At 66.4% G+C, this 17,857-nt stretch carries 17 protein-coding genes; 12 read left to right on the top strand and 5 right to left on the bottom strand.

What is annotated here, in order from left to right; translation table 11 throughout:
- The 9 genes from ACN9MB_RS14925 to ACN9MB_RS14885 all read left to right on the top strand — a co-directional run bounded on the left by ACN9MB_RS14925 (position 1) and on the right by ACN9MB_RS14885 (position 9,605).
- On the top strand, positions 1 to 945 hold the full coding sequence (locus ACN9MB_RS14925; protein WP_239535162.1) for a glycosyltransferase: 945 nt from the start codon (positions 1 to 3) through the stop codon (positions 943 to 945).
- Positions 942 to 2,126, top strand: a complete 1,185-nt coding sequence (locus ACN9MB_RS14920; RefSeq protein ID WP_426269446.1) for a hypothetical protein — start codon at positions 942 to 944, stop codon at positions 2,124 to 2,126. The genes ACN9MB_RS14925 and ACN9MB_RS14920 overlap by 4 nt, the downstream gene beginning before the upstream one ends.
- A gap of 11 nt (positions 2,127 to 2,137) precedes the next feature.
- Entirely contained in the window at positions 2,138 to 2,989 is an 852-nt protein-coding gene (locus ACN9MB_RS14915) for a Wzz/FepE/Etk N-terminal domain-containing protein (protein ID WP_426269445.1), read from the top strand.
- Between the two features lie 70 nt (positions 2,990 to 3,059).
- Positions 3,060 to 3,899, top strand: a complete 840-nt coding sequence (locus tag ACN9MB_RS14910) for a class I SAM-dependent methyltransferase (RefSeq protein WP_426269444.1) — start codon at positions 3,060 to 3,062, stop codon at positions 3,897 to 3,899.
- Between the two features lie 4 nt (positions 3,900 to 3,903).
- Complete coding sequence (locus ACN9MB_RS14905) at positions 3,904 to 5,136, top strand: amidohydrolase family protein (RefSeq protein WP_426269443.1); 1,233 nt, start codon at positions 3,904 to 3,906, stop codon at positions 5,134 to 5,136.
- The gene (locus ACN9MB_RS14900) at positions 5,136 to 5,837 is read left to right on the top strand and encodes a class I SAM-dependent methyltransferase (protein ID WP_426269442.1); all 702 of its coding nucleotides are present in this window, start codon (positions 5,136 to 5,138) and stop codon (positions 5,835 to 5,837) included. The genes ACN9MB_RS14905 and ACN9MB_RS14900 overlap by 1 nt, the downstream gene beginning before the upstream one ends.
- A 13-nt stretch (positions 5,838 to 5,850) precedes the next feature.
- Positions 5,851 to 7,365, top strand: a complete 1,515-nt coding sequence (locus ACN9MB_RS14895) for a B12-binding domain-containing radical SAM protein (protein ID WP_426269441.1) — start codon at positions 5,851 to 5,853, stop codon at positions 7,363 to 7,365.
- A gap of 12 nt (positions 7,366 to 7,377) precedes the next feature.
- Positions 7,378 to 8,496, top strand: a complete 1,119-nt coding sequence (locus ACN9MB_RS14890; RefSeq protein WP_426271926.1) for a glycosyltransferase family 4 protein — start codon at positions 7,378 to 7,380, stop codon at positions 8,494 to 8,496.
- Positions 8,493 to 9,605 carry a glycosyltransferase family 4 protein gene (locus tag ACN9MB_RS14885; RefSeq protein ID WP_426269440.1) on the top strand — a complete coding sequence of 371 codons (1,113 nt, stop codon included), beginning with the start codon at positions 8,493 to 8,495 and terminating at the stop codon, positions 9,603 to 9,605. The genes ACN9MB_RS14890 and ACN9MB_RS14885 overlap by 4 nt, the downstream gene beginning before the upstream one ends.
- Here the strand turns inward: ACN9MB_RS14885 and ACN9MB_RS14880 are convergent.
- Both ACN9MB_RS14880 and ACN9MB_RS14875 read right to left on the bottom strand, forming a co-directional pair.
- The gene (locus ACN9MB_RS14880) at positions 9,602 to 10,819 is read right to left on the bottom strand and encodes a nucleotidyltransferase family protein (RefSeq protein WP_426271925.1); all 1,218 of its coding nucleotides are present in this window, start codon (positions 10,817 to 10,819) and stop codon (positions 9,602 to 9,604) included. The genes ACN9MB_RS14885 and ACN9MB_RS14880 overlap by 4 nt on opposite strands.
- A 22-nt stretch (positions 10,820 to 10,841) precedes the next feature.
- Complete coding sequence (locus ACN9MB_RS14875) at positions 10,842 to 12,320, bottom strand: B12-binding domain-containing radical SAM protein (RefSeq protein WP_426269439.1); 1,479 nt, start codon at positions 12,318 to 12,320, stop codon at positions 10,842 to 10,844.
- A gap of 230 nt (positions 12,321 to 12,550) precedes the next feature.
- On the opposite strand from ACN9MB_RS14875, the gene ACN9MB_RS14870 reads away from it, so the two are divergent.
- Together ACN9MB_RS14870 and ACN9MB_RS14865 are read left to right on the top strand one after the other, a co-directional pair.
- Positions 12,551 to 13,495, top strand: coding sequence for a serine kinase (locus tag ACN9MB_RS14870; RefSeq protein ID WP_426269438.1), 945 nt, complete (start codon positions 12,551 to 12,553; stop codon positions 13,493 to 13,495).
- A gap of 137 nt (positions 13,496 to 13,632) precedes the next feature.
- Positions 13,633 to 15,354 carry an ATP-binding cassette domain-containing protein gene (locus tag ACN9MB_RS14865; protein ID WP_426269437.1) on the top strand — a complete coding sequence of 574 codons (1,722 nt, stop codon included), beginning with the start codon at positions 13,633 to 13,635 and terminating at the stop codon, positions 15,352 to 15,354.
- On the opposite strand, the gene ACN9MB_RS14860 is transcribed toward ACN9MB_RS14865, so the two are convergent.
- From ACN9MB_RS14860 to ACN9MB_RS14850, 3 genes are all read right to left on the bottom strand, one after another.
- Complete coding sequence (locus ACN9MB_RS14860; protein ID WP_426269436.1) at positions 15,351 to 15,875, bottom strand: hypothetical protein; 525 nt, start codon at positions 15,873 to 15,875, stop codon at positions 15,351 to 15,353. The genes ACN9MB_RS14865 and ACN9MB_RS14860 overlap by 4 nt on opposite strands.
- A gap of 289 nt (positions 15,876 to 16,164) precedes the next feature.
- Positions 16,165 to 16,629 (bottom strand): hypothetical protein, encoded by a 465-nt coding sequence (locus ACN9MB_RS14855; RefSeq protein WP_426269435.1) that lies wholly within the window; start codon positions 16,627 to 16,629, stop codon positions 16,165 to 16,167.
- Positions 16,630 to 16,649: 20 nt separating this feature from the next.
- A complete protein-coding gene (locus ACN9MB_RS14850; protein ID WP_204634347.1) occupies positions 16,650 to 17,144 on the bottom strand; it encodes a hypothetical protein in 495 nt (164 codons plus the stop codon).
- Positions 17,145 to 17,311: 167 nt separating this feature from the next.
- Between ACN9MB_RS14850 and ACN9MB_RS14845 the strand changes: the two genes are divergently transcribed.
- Complete coding sequence (locus tag ACN9MB_RS14845) at positions 17,312 to 17,800, top strand: DUF6496 domain-containing protein (protein ID WP_426269434.1); 489 nt, start codon at positions 17,312 to 17,314, stop codon at positions 17,798 to 17,800.
- The last annotated feature ends 57 nt before the right edge of the window (positions 17,801 to 17,857 follow it).

The raw sequence follows: 17,857 nt of genomic DNA, 5'->3' as shown, positions 1-17,857 counted from the left end.
ATGCACGATGCGCTACCGCCGGGTAGCCCGATGCCGCTGGTGTCCGTGCTGGTGCCTGCGTACAACCATGAGCGCTTCGTGGAGCGCTGCCTGGACAGCGTGTTGGAAGATCCCTATCCGGCGAAGGAAATCGTCATCATCGACGATGGCTCGACCGACGGTACCGGTCGCCGGATCGCCGCGTGGACCGCGCGCCACGGCAACGATATTCCGGTCGAATACGTGCGCCGCGCCAACAAGGGCGTGGCCGCCACGCTCAACGAGCTGGCGGCGCGGGCCCGTGGCGACTTCCTGCGGCTGGGCGCCAGCGACGACTATCTGCTGCCCGGCGGACTCGATGCGCAGGTGGACTATCTGCTGGGCCACCCGGACAAATGGGCGGTGGTCGGCGATTCGGAAGTGGTGGACCAGGATGGGCGCCGCCTCTACGACAGCGGCATGCGCGACCTGCACCACGCCGACAAGAGCCTCTACGCGACCGACGACGGCATCCGCCGTGCGGTGATCTCGCAGTGGGCGATTGGCGGTCCGGTGACCCTGGTGCGCCGCCGCGCGCTGGAAACCGTGGCGGGCTGGAGCGAAAGCCTGCGCATCGACGACTGGGATTTCTTCCTGCGGCTGGCGGCGCACGACGCCATCGGTTTCATCGATCAAAACGTGTGCGCGTATCGCATCCACACCAGCAACCTCAGCCGGACGCGCGACCCGCGCCTGCGCGTGCATCACCTGATGGAGGCTCGCGATGTGGCGATCCGCCGTTCGGCGATGTTCGAGGAACCGTATCGCACGCTGCTGCTGGCCCAGTCGCATTACATCGGGGCCAAGATCGGTTTCCTGGAGCGGCGCGTGTGTGCGGTGACGGTGCACATGGCGGCTTATGCGCTGATGTTGCTGATGTCCAGGACGCGCCGCCGGGTGGCCCATCACGTGCTGGAGCGGGCATGAAAAAGCTGCTGCGCCTGCCATCGTTCTATCTCAGCCTGCCGCTGCTGTTGACCTGCGGGCTGACCGTGCTGACCTACGACCTGCCGCCGGATTATCTCGAAGGACTCCTGCTGCTGGTGACGATGGCGCTGGCCATCTTCGCGTTCGACCTGGTGGCCGGCACCCGGCTGCCGGCCAGCGCGCTGTTCCGTCGGCGCGACTATGCCGGCACGCGCGATGGCTTCGTGGCGCTGCTGTTGGCCGCGCTCATCATCGTGTTCTGCCTGCTCGACCTCACCTTGTTTCCCATCCCGTTGTTCGCCACGCCGTCGGCCTACGCGAACATGGAGGGCGGTCGCGATCATATTCGCCATGTGTCGGACATGTGCTGGGTGCTGCCGCCCATCGGCATGCTGTGCACGCGCCACAAGGGGCTGCGGGCTGCGCTGATCGCGGTCGGTTTCCTGTTCCCCGTGCTGGTGATCGATCGCAACCGCATTTTCGCCGCGTTGTTCTCCGTGGTGCTGGTGATCCTGTTGCGTCGCGACGATGCCCGCCCGCTGCCGTGGAAGAGCGTGACGCTGCTGGTGCTCGGTGGGGCGACGTTGTTCTCCGTGCTGGGCATCCTGCGTTCGGGCACGCTCGACTATGTGACGCTGCCCTTCAGCGACATGTACAAGGCCGCGCCGCAAGGCGTGAAGTGGCTGCTGCTGTACGCCAGCGCCGGTCCGTACAACTTCGGCTCCATCCTCGCCAAGCAGTACACGGACAGCCACTTCCTGTTCAACCAGCTGGTGCCGATGTCCGGTTCCATTGCCACGGCTGGCTCCGGCATTCCGCTGGATGCCGCGAACATCAATGTGGGCACGGAGTTCTTTCCCTTCCTGATGGCATGGGGCCCGATGGGCGCGGCGGGTTCGATCGTCGCGCTGTATGCGTTGCTGCTGTGGAGCGTGCGGCGACTGCAGCCCCCGGTGCCGCTGTTCGGCCTGCTGATCTTTCTGCGCGTGTCCTATACCTGCCTGATGGCGCCGTTCGCGCCGCAGGCGTTCACCTGGACCAATGCCGGTTTCATCCTGCTGTGTCTGCTGTTGCAGCTGATCGCGGCGCTGCTGCCGAACCACCGGCAGTCCGACGCACCCGGCCTCATCGATTCGACCTTGCCGGCAAGCCGCGGCATGGTCCCGCCCCGCCTTTCATGAGTGAACCCATCATGCAACGAGACGAAGTTTACGTAGTGGACCTGTGGCATATCCTGCTGCGCGAATGGGCGTGGTTCCTGGCCGGCCTGCTGGCGGTATTGATCGCTGTATTCGCGTTCTCGCATTCGGCGCGACGCCAGTGGGAGGCCACCGCGTATATCCAGATCGGCCAGGTGCCGGCGCTGTCGGGCACCGATCCCAAGGTCGAGCCGTTGGCGCGCGTGCTCGAGCGGCTGCAGCTGGTGCCGTTCCAGAATCACGTGCTGGCCAATATCGGCATCAAGGAAGACGCCCCGGAGGCCCGGCTGTATCGCAAGAGCGTGAAACTGGATCCGCTGCCGTACGCCGGTCCGCTGGTGAAATTCAGCGTGCGGGGCTGGTCGCCGGAACAGGCACGCCAGTTCGCCGAGGCCACCGTGGCGGAACTGCAGATCGTGCATCAGGCGTTGATGGCCAAGCCGCTGGAGCTGACCCAGGCGCGATTGAACGATGTCGATGCCGACCTGAAGGCCGCCGAAGCGACGCGCAACCAGCTTGAGCAGACGGCAAAACCAGGCAGCGCCAGGGACGCCCAGGAGCAGGGCGTGGCGTCCATGTTGCTCACCGCCACCGATGCGCAGATCCGCGACCTGCGGCAAACACGCGGCGATCTGAGCATCCGCCTGACCCACAACTACACCTATCAGACCTCGCTGATGTGGCCGGTGTACGTGCCGCAGGGCCCGGTGTTTCCCAATCTCACGCTGATCTGGGGCATCGGCATCCTGTTTGGCCTCTCGCTGGGTGCGTTCGCCGCGATCGCGCGCAATGCCTTGCGCCGTCGTCAGGTGGCGACGGTGTCGTTCAACCAAACGACGGCCTGAGGGCACCTACCGGAAGACGGCGCGCGTGGCGCCGCATCGATCAATCTGCAAGCGAGTGTTGGAGTCAGTCATGGGTTATGCGAACCGGCGCTCGATGGAGGCCTCCTTGAACGAAGCGCAATTGCTGGACACGCAGCGCGCGTTCGACAGCGTGGCGGCCGATTACGACGGCCCGCGTGGCAACAACGAACTGATCCAGCGCATGCGGGTGACGCTGTGGGACACGGTGGCCAGGGAGGTGCCGGCCGGTTCGCAGCTGCTGGACATCGGCTGCGGCACCGGCATCGACGCGCTGGAGTTTGCAAGCCGCGGCTACCAGGTGGTGGCCAGCGACTGGTCGCCCGCCATGGTCGGGCGCACGCGCTCGCGCGCTGCCGTGGCCGGGCTGGAATCCAACGTGATGGCCGTGCACCTGGGTGTGCAGGAGCTGGATCAGCTGAAGGACGAGTTCGACGGCATCTATTCCAATTTCGGACCGCTCAATTGCGCGCCGGACCTGCATGCCGTGGCCGAGCAGTGCGCACGCCTGCTCAAGCCCGGCGGCAAGCTGGTGTTCTCGGTGATCGGCCGCATCTGTCCGTGGGAAATGGGCCACTACGCCATGCGCGGACGCTTTCGCCGCGCCAGCGTGCGCGGCACGCGCGGCCCTGCCGCGGTCGGCATGAACAAGCACACCATCTGGACGTACTACTACCTGCCACGCGAGTTCTATCGTGCCTTCGACGGCCTGTTCTCGCTGGAGAGCTATCGCGCGCTGAGCCTGTTCATGCCGCCGCCGTACCTGGTGGATACCTACCGCCGCCGCCGCTCCTGGTACGAGCGGATGGGCCGGCTCGACGATCGCCTGGGCGCGCTGCCGCTGCTGCGCGACATGGGCGATCACTTCCTGATCGTGATGCGCAAGCGTTGATGCCATGGACACCTGGTTCGCCCGAACCCATGCCAGTCTCCGCGGCGCGGCATGCGTCACGCCGGAGGGCGTCTCCCGGGCACCGCTGCTGCTGTGCGGCGGGCGCATCCACGCGTCGCTGCCGGCCTGGGCGCCGCAGATCGACCTGCGCGATCACCTGATCTTTCCCGCGCTGATCAACGCGCACGAGCATCTGCAGATCAACGCGGTGCCGCCGCTGGCCACGGCGGAGGTGTTTCCCAATAGCTATGCCTGGATCGAAGCGTTCCAGGCCCACTTCAACGACGCAGCGGTGATGGCTGCGTTGCGCGTGCCCAAAGCCTCGCGCTTGCGCCATGGCGCACTGAAGAACCTGCTGGCCGGCACCATGTTCGTTGCGCATCACGATCCGTGGCACGAGGCGCTCGATGCGCCCGATTTTCCGGTGGCCTTGCTGCGCGAGTACGGCTGGAGCTATGCGCTCGGCTGGAATTCGTACGGCCCGCCGGTGCAGCAGAGCTTTGCGCAGACGCCGGTCGACCGCCCCTGGATCATTCATCTCGCCGAAGGCACCGACGCCGTCGCGCAGGCCGAACTGGCGCATCTGGACAAACTCGGCTGCCTCGCCGCCCGCAGCGTGCTGGTGCACGGCGTGGGTCTGCGCGAGCAGGACATCGAGCGGATCATCGAGGTCGGCGCAGGCGTGGTGTGGTGCCCAAGCAGCAACGAACGGCTGCTGGGACGCACGCTCGATCCGCGCCGGTTGGCCGATGCCGGGCGCCTGGCGCTGGGTACGGATTCGCGCCTGAGCGGCTCGCGCGATCTTCTGGAAGAGCTGCGCCATGTTGCCGTCCATGATGGATTGACGCCACGGCAGATGCTCGCACTGGTGTCCACCGACGCGGCGCGCATGCTGCGCCTGCCATGGCGCGGCCATCTGCAAGTCGGCGCGCATGCGGATCTGCTGATCGTAGAAGATCGCGGCGGCTATGAGGCAAGCAGCCTGATCGGCCTCGAGCGCAGCCGGATTCGCGCCGTGGTACGCGAGGGCCTGCCGTGCATGGCCGACCCCGACTTTGCCGACTGGTTCGCGCTGGCCGAGGTCGACACCGTGCCGGTGATGCTCGACGGCCGACCCAAGCTGCTGGCGAAATCGCTGGCCGATCCGGCGCTGTTGGCGCTGGAACCCGGCCTCGAATTCGCCGACGCGCGCGACCGTGCGCTGGCGTCGGCCATCACCATCGAGGCCCGCTGCTGATGCTGCACCACACCCCCATACTCGATCCGGCCGAAGCGTACGCCTTGTGGGCACCCAGCTATCCCGCGCGCGCCCACAACCCGGTGATGCTGGCCGAGGAGCGGGCGATGCTCGGCCTGCTGCCGCAGGATCTCAGTGGACGCAACGTGCTCGACGCGGGCTGCGGCACCGGTCGCTATATGCGCTACGCCATGCAGCGCGGCGCGGCGCGGATTGCCGGCGTGGATCTTTCGCCGGAGATGCTGCTGCGTGCCGAAGCCGAGCTTGGCGCGGGCCATCGGCGCGTATCGACCGAACTGATGCAGGGCAGCCTGGACGATCTGCCGGTGACCGATGCATGGGCCGATCTCACCCTCTGCGGCCTAGCCGTGGGCCACGTCGAGCAGCTGGAACCGGTGCTGGCCGAACTGTGCCGCGTCACCCAGCCCGGCGGCATGGTGTTGTGCAGCGACGTGCATCCCATCGGCCATGCGCTCGGCTGGCTGCGCGACTTCAAGGCCGAAGGACAGCGCTACGCGGTGCGCCACACGGCGCATCTCTACAGTCACTGGCACGCCGCCTGCGCCCGGGTAGGCCTGGAGATCGGCAGCGTGCTCGAACCGATGCTCGATCCCATCGACATTCCGCCTGGCGCCAACTTCGACCGCGCCGCACTGGAGGTGCCCGTGGCCCTCATTTTCCAACTGTGGCGCAAGCCGTGATGATTCCTATCCGATGAACCCTACGCCGCATACGCTGCTGATCAATCCGACCATCACGTCGCGTTCCAGTGCGCGCTTTCCACTCGCTTTGCTGCATCTGTCGACCACGCTGGATCGCGATGGAAGCAGCCGCATCATCGACGGCAACATGGATCGCGACTTCGTCGACAAGACGCTGCACGCGCTGGACGAACGCAGCTGCACGGCCGTCGGCATCAGCGTGATGGGCGGCCCGCAGATCGAACCGGCCATTGCCGTGTCGCAGGCGATCCGCGCGCATCGGCCGGATGTGCCCATCGTGTGGGGCGGCTATTTCCCCACCCTGTACACCGAGACGGCAGTGCGGGCGCCTTACGTGGACTACGCGATCCGCGGGCAGGGCGAAGACAGCATGCCCGAACTGATCGCCGCGCTGCATGCAGGCGATACGGCGAAACTTCCCACCATCAACGGGCTTTCATGGCTGCGCGATGGAGAACTGGTGCACAACGCGAGCCGGCCGTTCTCGCGCAACGGACCGCCGGTGGTGCTGCCCTACGACAAACTCGGCGACCCGCGTCGTTATTTGGCGCGCACGTTCCTGGGCCGCCGCACGGCGGCGCACCAGGCCTCGGTGGGTTGCCGTTTCCGCTGCACCTTCTGCGGCGTGGCCGCGATGTTCGGCGGCGCCACCGCGCTGCCACCGATGGCCCGCCTGGAGCGCGATCTTCAATACCTCAAGTACGAACTGGGCGCCGATTCCATCCAGTACTTCGACCACAATTTCTTCGACCGCGAGCAGGACATGATTCCGCTGCTGGAAATCATGGCGCGCTACGAATTGCCGTGGTGGTGCTACGCTCGCGCGGATGCGTTGCTCAATCTGTCGGAAAGCACCTGGAAACTGGTGCGCAAGAGCAAGCTGCGCATGGCCTATATCGGCGCGGAATCGGCCAGCCCCAGCATGCTCAAGGAAATCCGCAAGGGCACGCGCCCCGACCAGACGCTGGCCGTGGCCGAACTGTGCCGGCGCCAGGGCGTGATCCCGGAGCTGTCGTTCATGGTGGCGCCGCCGGAGAACACGGAAGAGGAAACCGAGCACACCTTCGAGTTCATCCGCGAGCTCAAGCGTGTCAATCCGCAGTCGGAGATCATCGTCTACGTCTACACGCCGCTGCCGGAAAGCAGCAAGCATGAGAAGGACCGCGGCAAGCGCGCCTCGACGCCGCTGCGCGATCAGCAGGGCGAGCCGCTGGTGTTTCCCTCGACGCCCGAGGAGTGGACGCAGAAGCAGTGGGTGGACTATGCCTGCCATGCGGATGCGCCCTGGCTCAACGACAAGCTGCGCCGACGCATCCACGATTTCGTCACCGTGTTGCGTTGCCGCTATCCCACCGTACAGGACTTGCGCTCGCCGACCTGGGCCAAGCGCACGCTGGCGGCGGCGGCATCGTGGCGCTATCGGCTGCGGCGCTACGACAGTCCGTGGGAATTGAATCTCGCCAATCGCATCGTCCGCCTTCGCATGCCCCAGGTATCGGGACTCTGAGCCGTGCCGCCATTGCATGTCGCGCAGCTCAACTACTTCCCCGCACCGGATGGCCTGGGTCTGGCCGAAGCGCTGGAGGCATGGCCGTCGCTGGTGGACATCGCCGAATCGGCCGCCAGTGCAGGCACGCGCGTGACGGTGATCCAGCTGGCCGCAGAGGCCGAACAACTTCATCGCAACGGGGTGACCTATCACTTCGTGCCGGCGTATGACACCAGCGTCACCGAGCGGGCGCGCCGGGTGGCACGGCTGCTCGATGCGATCAACGCGGATGTCGCGCATGTGCACAGTCTGGGTGCGGCGGGCGATGCGTATGCGCTGTCGCGCGAGTTGCCGAATCTCCCGATCCTGCTGCAGGACCATGCCGACCGCGTGCCTTCACGCTGGCGCCGTTCGCGCTGGCGGCGCTGGTACGCCGCCGTGCATGGCATGGCGTTCACAGCCGCCGAGCTGGCGCGTCCCTTCGTGACGGCCGATCTGGTGAACCCGTCCACGCGCGTGTTCGTGATCCCCGAATCCACCAGCCGCTTCACTCCGGGGAGTCGTGCGCAGGCGCGCGGGCAGACTGGTCTGCATGGCGACCCTGGCGTGCTCTGGGTGGGTCATCTGCAATCGGGCAAGGACCCGTTGACGGTACTGGACGGCATCGCCGAAGCGTCCATGCGGCTGCCGCAGCTGCAGTTGTGGTGCGCCTTCGGCAGTGCGCCCTTGCTGGACCAGGTGCAACGGCGCATCGACGGCGACGACCGCCTGGCGGGGCGCGTGCATCTGCTGGGCAAGGTGTCGCACGAACAGGTGCAGTCGCTGATGCGCGCCGCCGACCTGTTCGTCTCGGGCAGTCATGCCGAGAGCTGCGGTTATGCCGTGCTGGAAGCCATGGCCTGCGGCGTGACGCCGGTGGTGACCGATATTCCTTCGTTTCGCGCGCTGGTGGGCGAGGTCGGCCGGCTCTGGCCGCGCGGCGATGCAAAGGCGCTGGCTGATGCGCTGGTGCGAAGCGCTGCCCAGCGGCCGTCGCCCGCCGAAGTGCGCGCGCATTTCGATGACGCCTTGTCGCCGCAGGCGCTGGGACGGCGCTGGGGCGAAGCCTATGCGCAGCTGCTGTACGTGCGGCGGGAGGTCACGCCATGAAGCTGGCACTCGTCGTGCCGGGCGGCGTCGATCGCACCGGCGAATTTCGCGTCATTCCCGTGCTGCTGGCGTTGATCCGGCGGCTGGCCCGCGAGCACGAAGTGCACGTGTTCGCCCTTCGCCAGGAAGCCTCGGCCGACTGCTGGTCCCTGGCTGGCGCGCGCATCCATAACATTGGCGACGGCTGGTCGCGGCTGCGCGCGATCCGCGCCATCCGCGACGAACACAAGCGGGCGCCGTTCGACCTGGTGCATGCGATCTTCTCGGGCTCGTGCAGCATGGTGGCCGTGGCGGCGGCGATCCTGCTTGGACTGCCGAGCTTCGTGCATATCGCCGGCGGTGAACTGGTGGCCCTGGACGAGATCGACTACGGTGGCCGCCGTCGCTGGAAAGGACGATTGCGCGAAGCACTCGTGTTGCGCGCCGCCGATGCCGTGACCGCGGCCAGCGTGCCGATCATCGAATCCCTGAAGGCGCTCGGACTGAAAGCGCGCCGCGTGCCGCTGGGCGTGGATCTGCGCGCCTGGTCGCCACTGCCGCCGCGCTGCCGGCGTACGGGCCGCGCACGGCTGATCCATGTCGCCAGCCTCAACCGCGTCAAGGACCAGGCCACGCTGTTGCGCGCGCTGACCGTGCTGGTGGAAGCGGGCGTGGATTTCCAGATGGATATCGTCGGCGTGGATACGCTGGACGGCGAGATCCAGCGGCTCGCGCACGACCTCGGCCTCGATCGGCACGTGCATTTCCACGGCTTCAAGACGCAGCGTGAGCTGCGGCCGATGATGGAGGCCGCCGACGTGCTGGTGATGTCGTCGCGCCACGAAGCCGGACCGCTGGTGTTGCTCGAGGCGGCGGTGATGGGCCTGCCCACCGTGGGCACGGCCGTGGGCCATATCGCGGAATGGTCGCCGACCGCTGCGCTGGCGGTGCCGGTGGGCGACTGGGCGGCACTGGCCGAGGCGATCGGCCGCGTGCTGGAAGACGATGAGCTGCGCCTGCGTCTGGCCGTTGCCGCGCAGCGGCGTGCGGTGACGGAAGACGCCGACTACACCGCCCGCACGTTCGAGGCGCTCTATCTGCAGGTGCTGACGGCGGATTCGGCGCGTTAAGTACGAGCGGCGGGGGCTTGGGCCAGCGCGGCACGCACCACGTACATGGTGTCCATGCGCGGCACCGAGCGGGTCAGCAGGGTGAAGATGCGCAGCCACTGCCGCGACTTCAGCCAGGGCGTGGCCTGCAGCCACAGCTGGGTGCGCAGCATGTCCTCGCGCTCCTGCCGCGCTTCCTTCGAAGGCCGCAGGCGATGGGCGACATAGGAGCCCACTTCACGCGCCGAACGTACCCATTCGAAGCCTGCCCACGCGTGAATCCAAAGCTCCGAACACGACGCCTGGGTCAGCGTCTGGTGCCGCGACACGCTGCGCAACAGGGCATGGCAGTCGAGTTCCAGTTCGTACAGCAACGCAGCCGGCACGGCGTGCTGGTAATAGCGCGCGACCAGCCGCAGCGGCGGCAGCGCCCACCACGGGGTCTCGCCGGTGTCGCGGTTCCACAGCACATGCCAGTCGCTGCGCAGCATGCGCGAGGCGAGCAGCGAAATATCGTTGAGATGGATCAGCCGCAGCGAACGGCCGCAGACATTGCCGGCAGCATGCAGCAACAGATGGCTCATCAACGCGCCCAACGACGGATAGGCATTGATGCCCGGCTGCGGATCGCGCGGATAGACGCGCTCGGTGATGTCGACCACCGACACCGGCAGCCGTTCCTGGATGCGCGTATGCAGTTCGATGTTGACCGGCGTATCGCGATGCTCGCCCAGGCTCATCACCGGCTTGCCCGATGCAGGCTTGTACACGCGATGCTTCCAGGACGCGAACGATGGGACGTAGCCGAGTGCTTCCAGCAGGTGTCCGGCGCGCTCGGCCTCGGCGTCGCTGACCAGCAGGTCGATGTCCGCCATCGGCCGTTCGCCGGGCGAATAGATGCCCAGCGCATGCAGCGCCGAACCCTTCAGCGCCACCAGCGCGATGCCGGTGTCGCGGGCATCGGCATCGATGCGGTCGAGCAGGGCGGCGATGCGTTGATGACGTTGCGCCACATGTTCGTACTGGCTGTCGATGAAGCGGTTCCAGGCCGGGTTCTGCCAGCGCGGGCAGACCGACAGCAGCGGCGCGACGCCGTGCGCCGCGGCCACCGCGGTGGCCAGCCGCCATTCGAGTTCCGTCCAGTCCGGCGTTTCGCCGCTGGGATGGGCCAGTTCGGCCGCCAACGTTTCCGTGGTGCGCTCCAGCGCCGACTTGATCACGCCCAGCGGCGGCAATGTGGCAGCCACCTGCGAGGCATCACACATGACACGAGGTCCTGGGCCGCAGCGTCACCTGCTCGGCGCCCGTGCGATGAACGGCCTCGGTCGCGATCAGGGCATCCCAGCGCGCGTCGAGTGCGTGCGAAGCCGTGCGGTGGCGATCGGCATGGCCGACCACTTTCCATTGCTGCACGATCACCTGTTCGTGCAGCAGGTCGCGTACGTGGCGGTAGAACTCGGAGTCGTAGGCACCCTGGAACATCATCGCCAGGTCGCCGCTGTCCTGCCAATGCGTCTTCTCGCCGAGCTGCGCCTTCACCTGCTCGTAGAAGCGCGTGCCGGGCAGGGGATAGGACACGCTGACGCCGATGTCGTCGGGTGCGGCGCGGGTGATCAGGTCGCGCGTGGCCATCAGGTCTTCGAGATGCTCGCCGAGGTAGCCGAGCTGGATGAAGTAGCCGACCCGGATGCGCGCCGCGCCCAGGCGTTCGCGCGCGATGATCAGGTCTTCGACCGTGGTGCCCTTGTTCATGTGGTCGAGCACGCGCTGGCTGCCGCTCTCGGCGCCGATCCACGCCTCGGCGCAACCGGCGTGGCTCAATGCGGTGGCCATGCGCTCGCTGATCAGGTCGGCGCGGGTCTGGATGGTGAAGGGAATCGAGCCGTTCGATGCGTTGACATGGGCTGCGAACGCCTCGACCCAATCCACGTGGAAACCGAAGATGTCATCGGCAAGCCAGATGTGATCCGCCTGGAAGGTTTGCTTGAGATAGGTCATCTCCGCAGCCACGTCTTCGGCGGTGCGGCGGTTGTAGTGGTTGCCCCAGATCGGCTTGGCGCACCAGTTGCAGCGGAACGGACAGCCGCGCGATGCCGCCATGTTGAGGCTGAAGTAACCGTGACGTTCGCGCCACAGCGTGCGGTAGCGCTCGATATCGACCAGATCCCAGGCCGGCTGGCCGACGATGCGCGGATCGGGCGGCACCGCGCCCACGCGCGTCAGTTGCATCTGTCCGCCCACCATCGCGGCGACGCCGGAGAGATTGGCCGCCCATTCGCGCGTGCGGATCGCCGGGTTCTCTTCGATGCGGCGGATCAATTCCACCAGCGGCGCGATGCCTTCACCGATCAACACCGCATCGGCACCCGCGGCAAGGAAGGCATCGGGCTGATCGGAGGCATCGGAGCCCGCCACGATCACCCGCGCGCCTTTCGCGTGCGCCAGGGCGATCATCTCGCAGGCGGCGTCGCGCATGCGCCCAAGACACATCTTGGTGAGATAGTTGAAGTTGTCTTCGTAGATGACCACCACGTCGGGCGAGGACGCGTTCAACGAGGCCTCGTACTCTTCCACGCCCTCGGCGAGCATGGCGTCGAACAGGGAAACCTGGTGGCCCATGCGCCGCAGCAGCGCAGCCACCTGCATGGTGGCAAGCGGCGGGTAGGGCTTGCCACGTTCCCATTGCTTGCGGTCGAACCTCAGGAAGTAGGAGTGGCCGACCTGAATCGTTAGCATCTTCGACGTGCCTCAATCGTTCAGCGTTCAACGCTTGTCCGAGGTGAGTGCCGGGGAAACTGAGCGCGGTTGCGGCCTGTGGCGAAAATATTTCGATGTCGCGGCGCGAAACCTTGTGTTATCACAGCGCCGCATCCTGCTGAACGACGTCCATGGCCCACAGCGCAGACCTACCGACGGGCGAACTGAGCCCCGACCCCTTTCTCGAGCGGACGCCTGAACGGTGTTCGATGGACGTCCATGTGCTGGGCGTCCAGGTCCGTTTCCATAGCGACAGCGCCGCCTTGCTGAACGTGGCGGCGATGGCCTATGCGGGCCTGCCCCCGCATGTACTGCCGGTCACGCCACCGGACTTGCTGGTGGAGCTGCGGCTGGGGCCTGCACGGGTGCTGCCGCCGGGGCATGAACCACCGCCGGTCAACCTGCAATCGGGTGCGGGCTTCCTGTGCGGCGTGATGGACGCGTGCAACTACGCGGTGCTGTTCCCCGAGCAGCATCGCGCGCTCGTGGTCGCCTCGCCGGACATGCTGGAACGGCCGTATCACCTGCGTTACGAGCTGATCGAGTTCAGCGTGTTCACGCTGGCCACGCGCGCACTGGGGCTGGCGCCGCTGCATGGCGCCTGCGTCGGCTGGCAGGGCCGCGGCGCGCTGGTGATGGGCGACAGCGGCGCGGGCAAGTCGACGCTGGCCTTGCACAGCCTGCTGCGCGGCATGGATTTCCTGTCCGAGGATGCGGTGTTCGTGCATCCCGAAAGCGGCCTGGCCACCGGCGTGGCCAATTATCTGCACGTGCAGCGCGATGCGCTGCATTTCATCGACGACGCCAGGCAACGCCGATGGATCGAACAGTCGCCCACGATTCATCGCCGCAGCGGCGTGGAGAAATACGAAGTGGATCTGCGCGACGGGCGTGGCCGCCTCGCGCAGGAGCCCCTGGAACTGGCCTGCGTGGTGTTCGTATCCCGCCAGCCCGCTGAAAATCCGCAGGATCTGGTCCGGCCGGTTCCCATCGGTGAACTGCTGCCCAGATTGCTCGCCGAACAGCCTTACGCCGCGTCGCAGCCTGGCTGGGATGCCTTCGTGCGAACCGTGGAGCGCCGTGGCGCCTATGAGCTGCGGCGCGGACGCCACCCTTCGGACTCGGTGGACGCGCTGCTGCAACTGCTTGGCTGAGCAGGGCAACCTTCCGCTTCCCGCCTGGCACCTACGGGCATGGGAGCTGAAGCGGATCGAGGTGTTTTTCTGCACTGTCATCAGGTGCCAACTGTGCCGCGACGGGCGCGTGTAAGACACCGCGTGGTTGCCTAGTCATGCAAAGCGCAAGTACGCGGTCGCAAGAGCAGTTGCGTGGCCTGTCGCGGCCTTTTTTTGAGACGTTGGCGAAGCTGGGCTTCGGCGGCATGGCGTGGTACGTCGCCTTGTCGTTGGGCAGCGCGCTGAGCGGGAATCTCGCTGCCATCTGCCTCGTTCCCCTGGTGGCACCGAACCAGTCGATGCCATCGGGCCTGGGCTGGTTGCTGCGCGGCGAGCCCGACATGCAGGCGCTCGCCTTCGTCATCGCCTCGGCGGTATTTGCCTTGCTGCGCTGGCAGGCGGCCCGCGTGGGCACGCGACTGGCCAGCCGCTACGGCATGTACCTGCGCCAGACCGTGCATGCGCGGCGCATCGATGCGCCGTTGTCGTCGTTGTCGGATGCCACCTCGGCTGAAATCGCCCACGTGCTCACCTACAACGTCGAGATCGTCACGCAGGGCTTCAATGCGCTGCTGCAGTTGCTGGTGGCCGCCATGACCACCATGGTCTGCCTTGCCATGGCCTTGTGGCTGTCGCCAGCGCTGTTGCTGGCGATGCCGCTGGTGGTGGGTTTCGCGCTGGTCGCGTCGCGCATCAACGGTCGCGAGCAGGCCACGGTCAGCAGGCAGTACGTGGCCGACCTGACCCGTTTGTTCTGGATGAGCGAAGACTTTCCCCGCCGCTGGCGGCATATCCGCTCGTTCGGCCGCGAGGATGCGGAGAAGGCGCATTACGCCGACATCTCGCAGCGCCTCGGCAACGGCTATCGCCACCAGCTGGACCTGATCGCCACAGGCCGCCTGGTGCTGGAGATGCTGGCCGCGCTGGGCATTGCCGCGATCTTCTTCATCGCCAACCGGTGGCACGGTGTGGATCGCGCCGCGCTGATCGCCGTCTGCCTGCTGTTGGCGCGTCTGCTGCCTTACCTGGTGTCCACGCGGCAGAACTTTCAGCAGCTGCGGACTTCCATTCCGGCGTTCCAATTGTGGTTGCGCCATGTCGGCGTGGCGGCGGCCGTGCCGGCCGCGGCGATCCCGCCGATGGTCCTGCGCGAAGCGCTGCATATCCGCCAGCTTCGGCTCGATGCGCCCACGCCGCTCGACCTGCGCGAACTCACCCTGGTACCCGGCGAACTGACCCTGGTCTGCGGCGACTCGGGCATCGGCAAGAGCAGCCTGATCGATGTGCTGGCCGGCATGACGGCACCGGCGCAGTTTCACGCGCGCATGGGCGAGCGTGCCGTCGATTTTTCTACCTACGCGGCCTTGGTGAGCAAGGGTGCCTATGTCAGCCAGAGCGTGCGCCCATGGCAGACCACGGTGCGCGAATGCCTGCGCTGGGCTGCGCCCGAGGCGGCGGATGCCGCGATGCTGCAAGCGCTTGCCGATGTCGGCCTGGACAAGCGGCTGGCCGATACATCCAGCGCACTCGACACCACCTTGAGCAGTTCGTCCAGCCGCCTGTCCGGCGGCGAATTGCAGCGGTTGCTGCTGGCGCAGGTGCTGCTGCATCGTCCGGCGATTGCCCTGCTGGACGAGGCGACCAGCGCGCTGGATCCCGACGCGGAACTGTCCGTGCTGGCCGCCTTGAAACGCCGGTTGCCACAGACCATCGTGATCGTGGTGTCGCACCGCGCCGGTGTGGCTGCGGTGGCGGATCAATGCCTGGCGATCAGTGCCGGCTGCGCCACGGTGACCGCGACCGACGCGCGGGCCACGGGCACGGCGGCCGTTCTCTAGGTGCCTGACATCGCTTCCGGTTTCACCGCCATCGGCCCGAGGAACATCGCGCGGAGCCGTTCCACGCCGATCACGCGCGCCAGCTCGGCAAACACGCAGTAGTTGAAGATGAGCACCAGCAGCAGAATCTGGATGGCCCAGAAATGCGGCCAGTTCATCGTGGCGAGCAACTGGTGATTTGCCGCGGCCCAGTCGTGCGTGTCCTTCCAGGCTTCGTGCAGCCGCTCCAGATAATGGATGAAGGTGGCGATCAAGTTGTAGATCACCGTCTTCCACAGCACATTCCACAGCAGCGGCTTTTCCGGAAAGCGGTTGATGAAGGGCAGCATGTTGGCCAGCAGCACCGCCTTGCCCAGGATCAGCGCGGAGATCGCCACGGTGGCGAAGGTGGGCAGCGAGAGGCCGGTGCCGCGGGTCAACAGTCCGCGAACCAGCACGACCAGATTGAGCATGACGAAGAAGAAGATGGTCGGCGGCAGCATCTTCAACATTTCGTGTTTGATCTTTGCCAGCGCGCCCATGGGCTACTCCCGCGGATGTCGGTCGCCAGGCGGTGCGGAACGGGTTTGAGCTGCGCCTGGCGGAGGGCGCCCCGTGGCGAAGCGGCCCGTCGTACATGGGGCGCTTCGCGCACGTATTTCATCCGCTTGGGCCGCGCCGGGCTAGCGAACATCTACGGGCCGCGGCTTAGGTAATTTCGCCTAAGTAGGCGACCTGTGGGAGCGCACCCTGTGCGCGACGGGTGCGCTGGGATGTATCGCTCCGTAGGTTTGTCGCGTACAGGGTGCGCTCCCACAGGAGGTTTTGAGGCTAGTGCAGGCGGTGTTTCCCATGCTGCGAGGCGCGGATGGCACGCTCCACATCCGTGCGGTCGCCCATGCCCTGTTCGGGCCAGAGCGATGCATCGTCTTCCTTCAGCGATTCGCCGGCGAGGATATGCACATCGACCGCCTCCAGCTCGCGCATCACGGCGATCACTTCTTCGAGCGAACCGTCGTCGTCGATCTCCACGGTAAGCACGGCGAAACCGATCTCCACTGGCGGTGGCAGCACGTCGGGTGCGCGCAGATGGTGTTGCTCGCCCTCGTGCTCGCCGCGGTGACTGACGCGCGACACCACGGTGGTCGGCGCACTGGCACTGGCGGCCGAGCGGCCCACGCTTTCGTCGCATTGCACGACGCCTTTGCGCCGGGGCAGGCCGCGGGACATCAGCTTGTCGAAGGCCGAGGCGGCGGCGAACTGGTTGTCGAATTTGGCCACGATCAGATTGCTCACGGCGTGTCCTCCCGGACCGGCTAGGTCAATGCGGTGGCGCGATGAAAGTCCAGGTGACGCGCACCCAGGGCCATCAGGGCGTGATGTGCGCGATGCAGCGTGTCGACATCGCCATCGATCACGATAAGAATCTTTCCTTCGCGAATCTCCTGCTCGAACTCCCGGTGCACCACATCGGGTACCGACGAGCCCACCAATGCGCTCACCCAGGCGCCTGTCGCCACGCCGATCAGCGCCATGGCGCCCACACCGGCAATGGTCAGGCCGATGGGCGTGACCAGTGCGAGCATGCCCGCAATCAGTCCGGAAGCGCCGCCGGTGACGGCGCCGCGAAGTGCGGCCGGATAGAAGTCGTTCATCACCAGTTTGCGATCGTCCGGGATGCGATCCATCGAAATATCGTCGCGCGCGACCAGCGAAATGTCGCGATCGGCGATGCCGGCTTCGCGCGCAGCCTGGATGGCGCGGTTCGCGGCGCCGATGCCGACGGTGCTGTAGACATGCCGGATTTTCATGCCCGCAGGCTTGCATGGCCGGCGTGAACGCCGTGGTGTCGGCATGTGACCGACGTGGGCAGGAGCATGAGTCTTCACTGAACGTGGTCGAATGTTGTGCGAAAGGATGACATGCGCTGCACATCCGGTGGCTTAGATCATTAGGCACACTCGATCAGGAGTCCGCTATGCCCGAAGCAAAGACGCGCAAAGCCGTGACGCGCGACAAACGGCAAGGCAAATCGGCCAGTACGCAGGCCGGTGAGTTCGTGCGCGAGGAAATCGAACACGTGCGCGAAGGCAAACACGGTGCGCGTTCCACCAAGCAGGCGATTGCCATCGGCCTGTCCAAGGCCAGGCGCGCCGGTGTCAAGGCGCCGGTGAGCAAGACGGCGAGCACATCGACGCGCAAGAAAGCCGCGCAGGACGAGACCGCCGCCAAGCATCGCCGCAAACCCTCGACTACCCGTTCGCGGGCCACCACCCGCGCATTGAAGAAGGAAGGGCACACGGCCGCCACGCATTCGGCGGTGTCCAAGCAGGCGAAGGCGAGCGCGAAAAAGCGCACCAGCGCATCGCGCTCGACCGCTGCCAAGAAGGCCGCGCGCACCAAGGGTGCCGCTGGCCGTTCCGCCGCTGCCAAGAAGGCAGCCCGTACCCGCAAGGCGCGTGCATGACCGCAACATAGGACGACTCGGTTCCGCTCCACTCGCGCACTATCGACCCATGTTCTA

This window comes from Dyella kyungheensis (genome assembly GCF_049913195.1).
In the GTDB taxonomy this organism is placed as follows: domain Bacteria; phylum Pseudomonadota; class Gammaproteobacteria; order Xanthomonadales; family Rhodanobacteraceae; genus Dyella; species Dyella kyungheensis.
The sequence above is the reverse complement of the archived record's forward strand: the minus strand, read 5'-3'. Positions and strand labels throughout refer to the sequence as shown.

What these genes read in the sequence shown, in the direction of transcription:
- ACN9MB_RS14875 (WP_426269439.1), bottom strand. Translation starts at nt 12,320, where the DNA reads ATGCTAACGATTCAGGTCGGCCACTCCTACTTCCTGAGGTTCGACCGC.
- ACN9MB_RS14920 (WP_426269446.1), top strand. Translation starts at nt 942, where the DNA reads ATGAAAAAGCTGCTGCGCCTGCCATCGTTCTATCTCAGCCTGCCGCTG.
- ACN9MB_RS14870 (WP_426269438.1), top strand. Translation starts at nt 12,551, where the DNA reads ATGGACGTCCATGTGCTGGGCGTCCAGGTCCGTTTCCATAGCGACAGC.
- ACN9MB_RS14885 (WP_426269440.1), top strand. Translation starts at nt 8,493, where the DNA reads ATGAAGCTGGCACTCGTCGTGCCGGGCGGCGTCGATCGCACCGGCGAA.
- ACN9MB_RS14910 (WP_426269444.1), top strand. Translation starts at nt 3,060, where the DNA reads ATGGGTTATGCGAACCGGCGCTCGATGGAGGCCTCCTTGAACGAAGCG.
- ACN9MB_RS14895 (WP_426269441.1), top strand. Translation starts at nt 5,851, where the DNA reads ATGAACCCTACGCCGCATACGCTGCTGATCAATCCGACCATCACGTCG.
- ACN9MB_RS14925 (WP_239535162.1), top strand. Translation starts at nt 1, where the DNA reads ATGCACGATGCGCTACCGCCGGGTAGCCCGATGCCGCTGGTGTCCGTG.
- ACN9MB_RS14850 (WP_204634347.1), bottom strand. Translation starts at nt 17,144, where the DNA reads ATGAAAATCCGGCATGTCTACAGCACCGTCGGCATCGGCGCCGCGAAC.
- ACN9MB_RS14860 (WP_426269436.1), bottom strand. Translation starts at nt 15,875, where the DNA reads ATGGGCGCGCTGGCAAAGATCAAACACGAAATGTTGAAGATGCTGCCG.
- ACN9MB_RS14915 (WP_426269445.1), top strand. Translation starts at nt 2,138, where the DNA reads ATGCAACGAGACGAAGTTTACGTAGTGGACCTGTGGCATATCCTGCTG.
- ACN9MB_RS14845 (WP_426269434.1), top strand. Translation starts at nt 17,312, where the DNA reads ATGCCCGAAGCAAAGACGCGCAAAGCCGTGACGCGCGACAAACGGCAA.
- ACN9MB_RS14865 (WP_426269437.1), top strand. Translation starts at nt 13,633, where the DNA reads ATGCAAAGCGCAAGTACGCGGTCGCAAGAGCAGTTGCGTGGCCTGTCG.
- ACN9MB_RS14905 (WP_426269443.1), top strand. Translation starts at nt 3,904, where the DNA reads ATGGACACCTGGTTCGCCCGAACCCATGCCAGTCTCCGCGGCGCGGCA.
- ACN9MB_RS14900 (WP_426269442.1), top strand. Translation starts at nt 5,136, where the DNA reads ATGCTGCACCACACCCCCATACTCGATCCGGCCGAAGCGTACGCCTTG.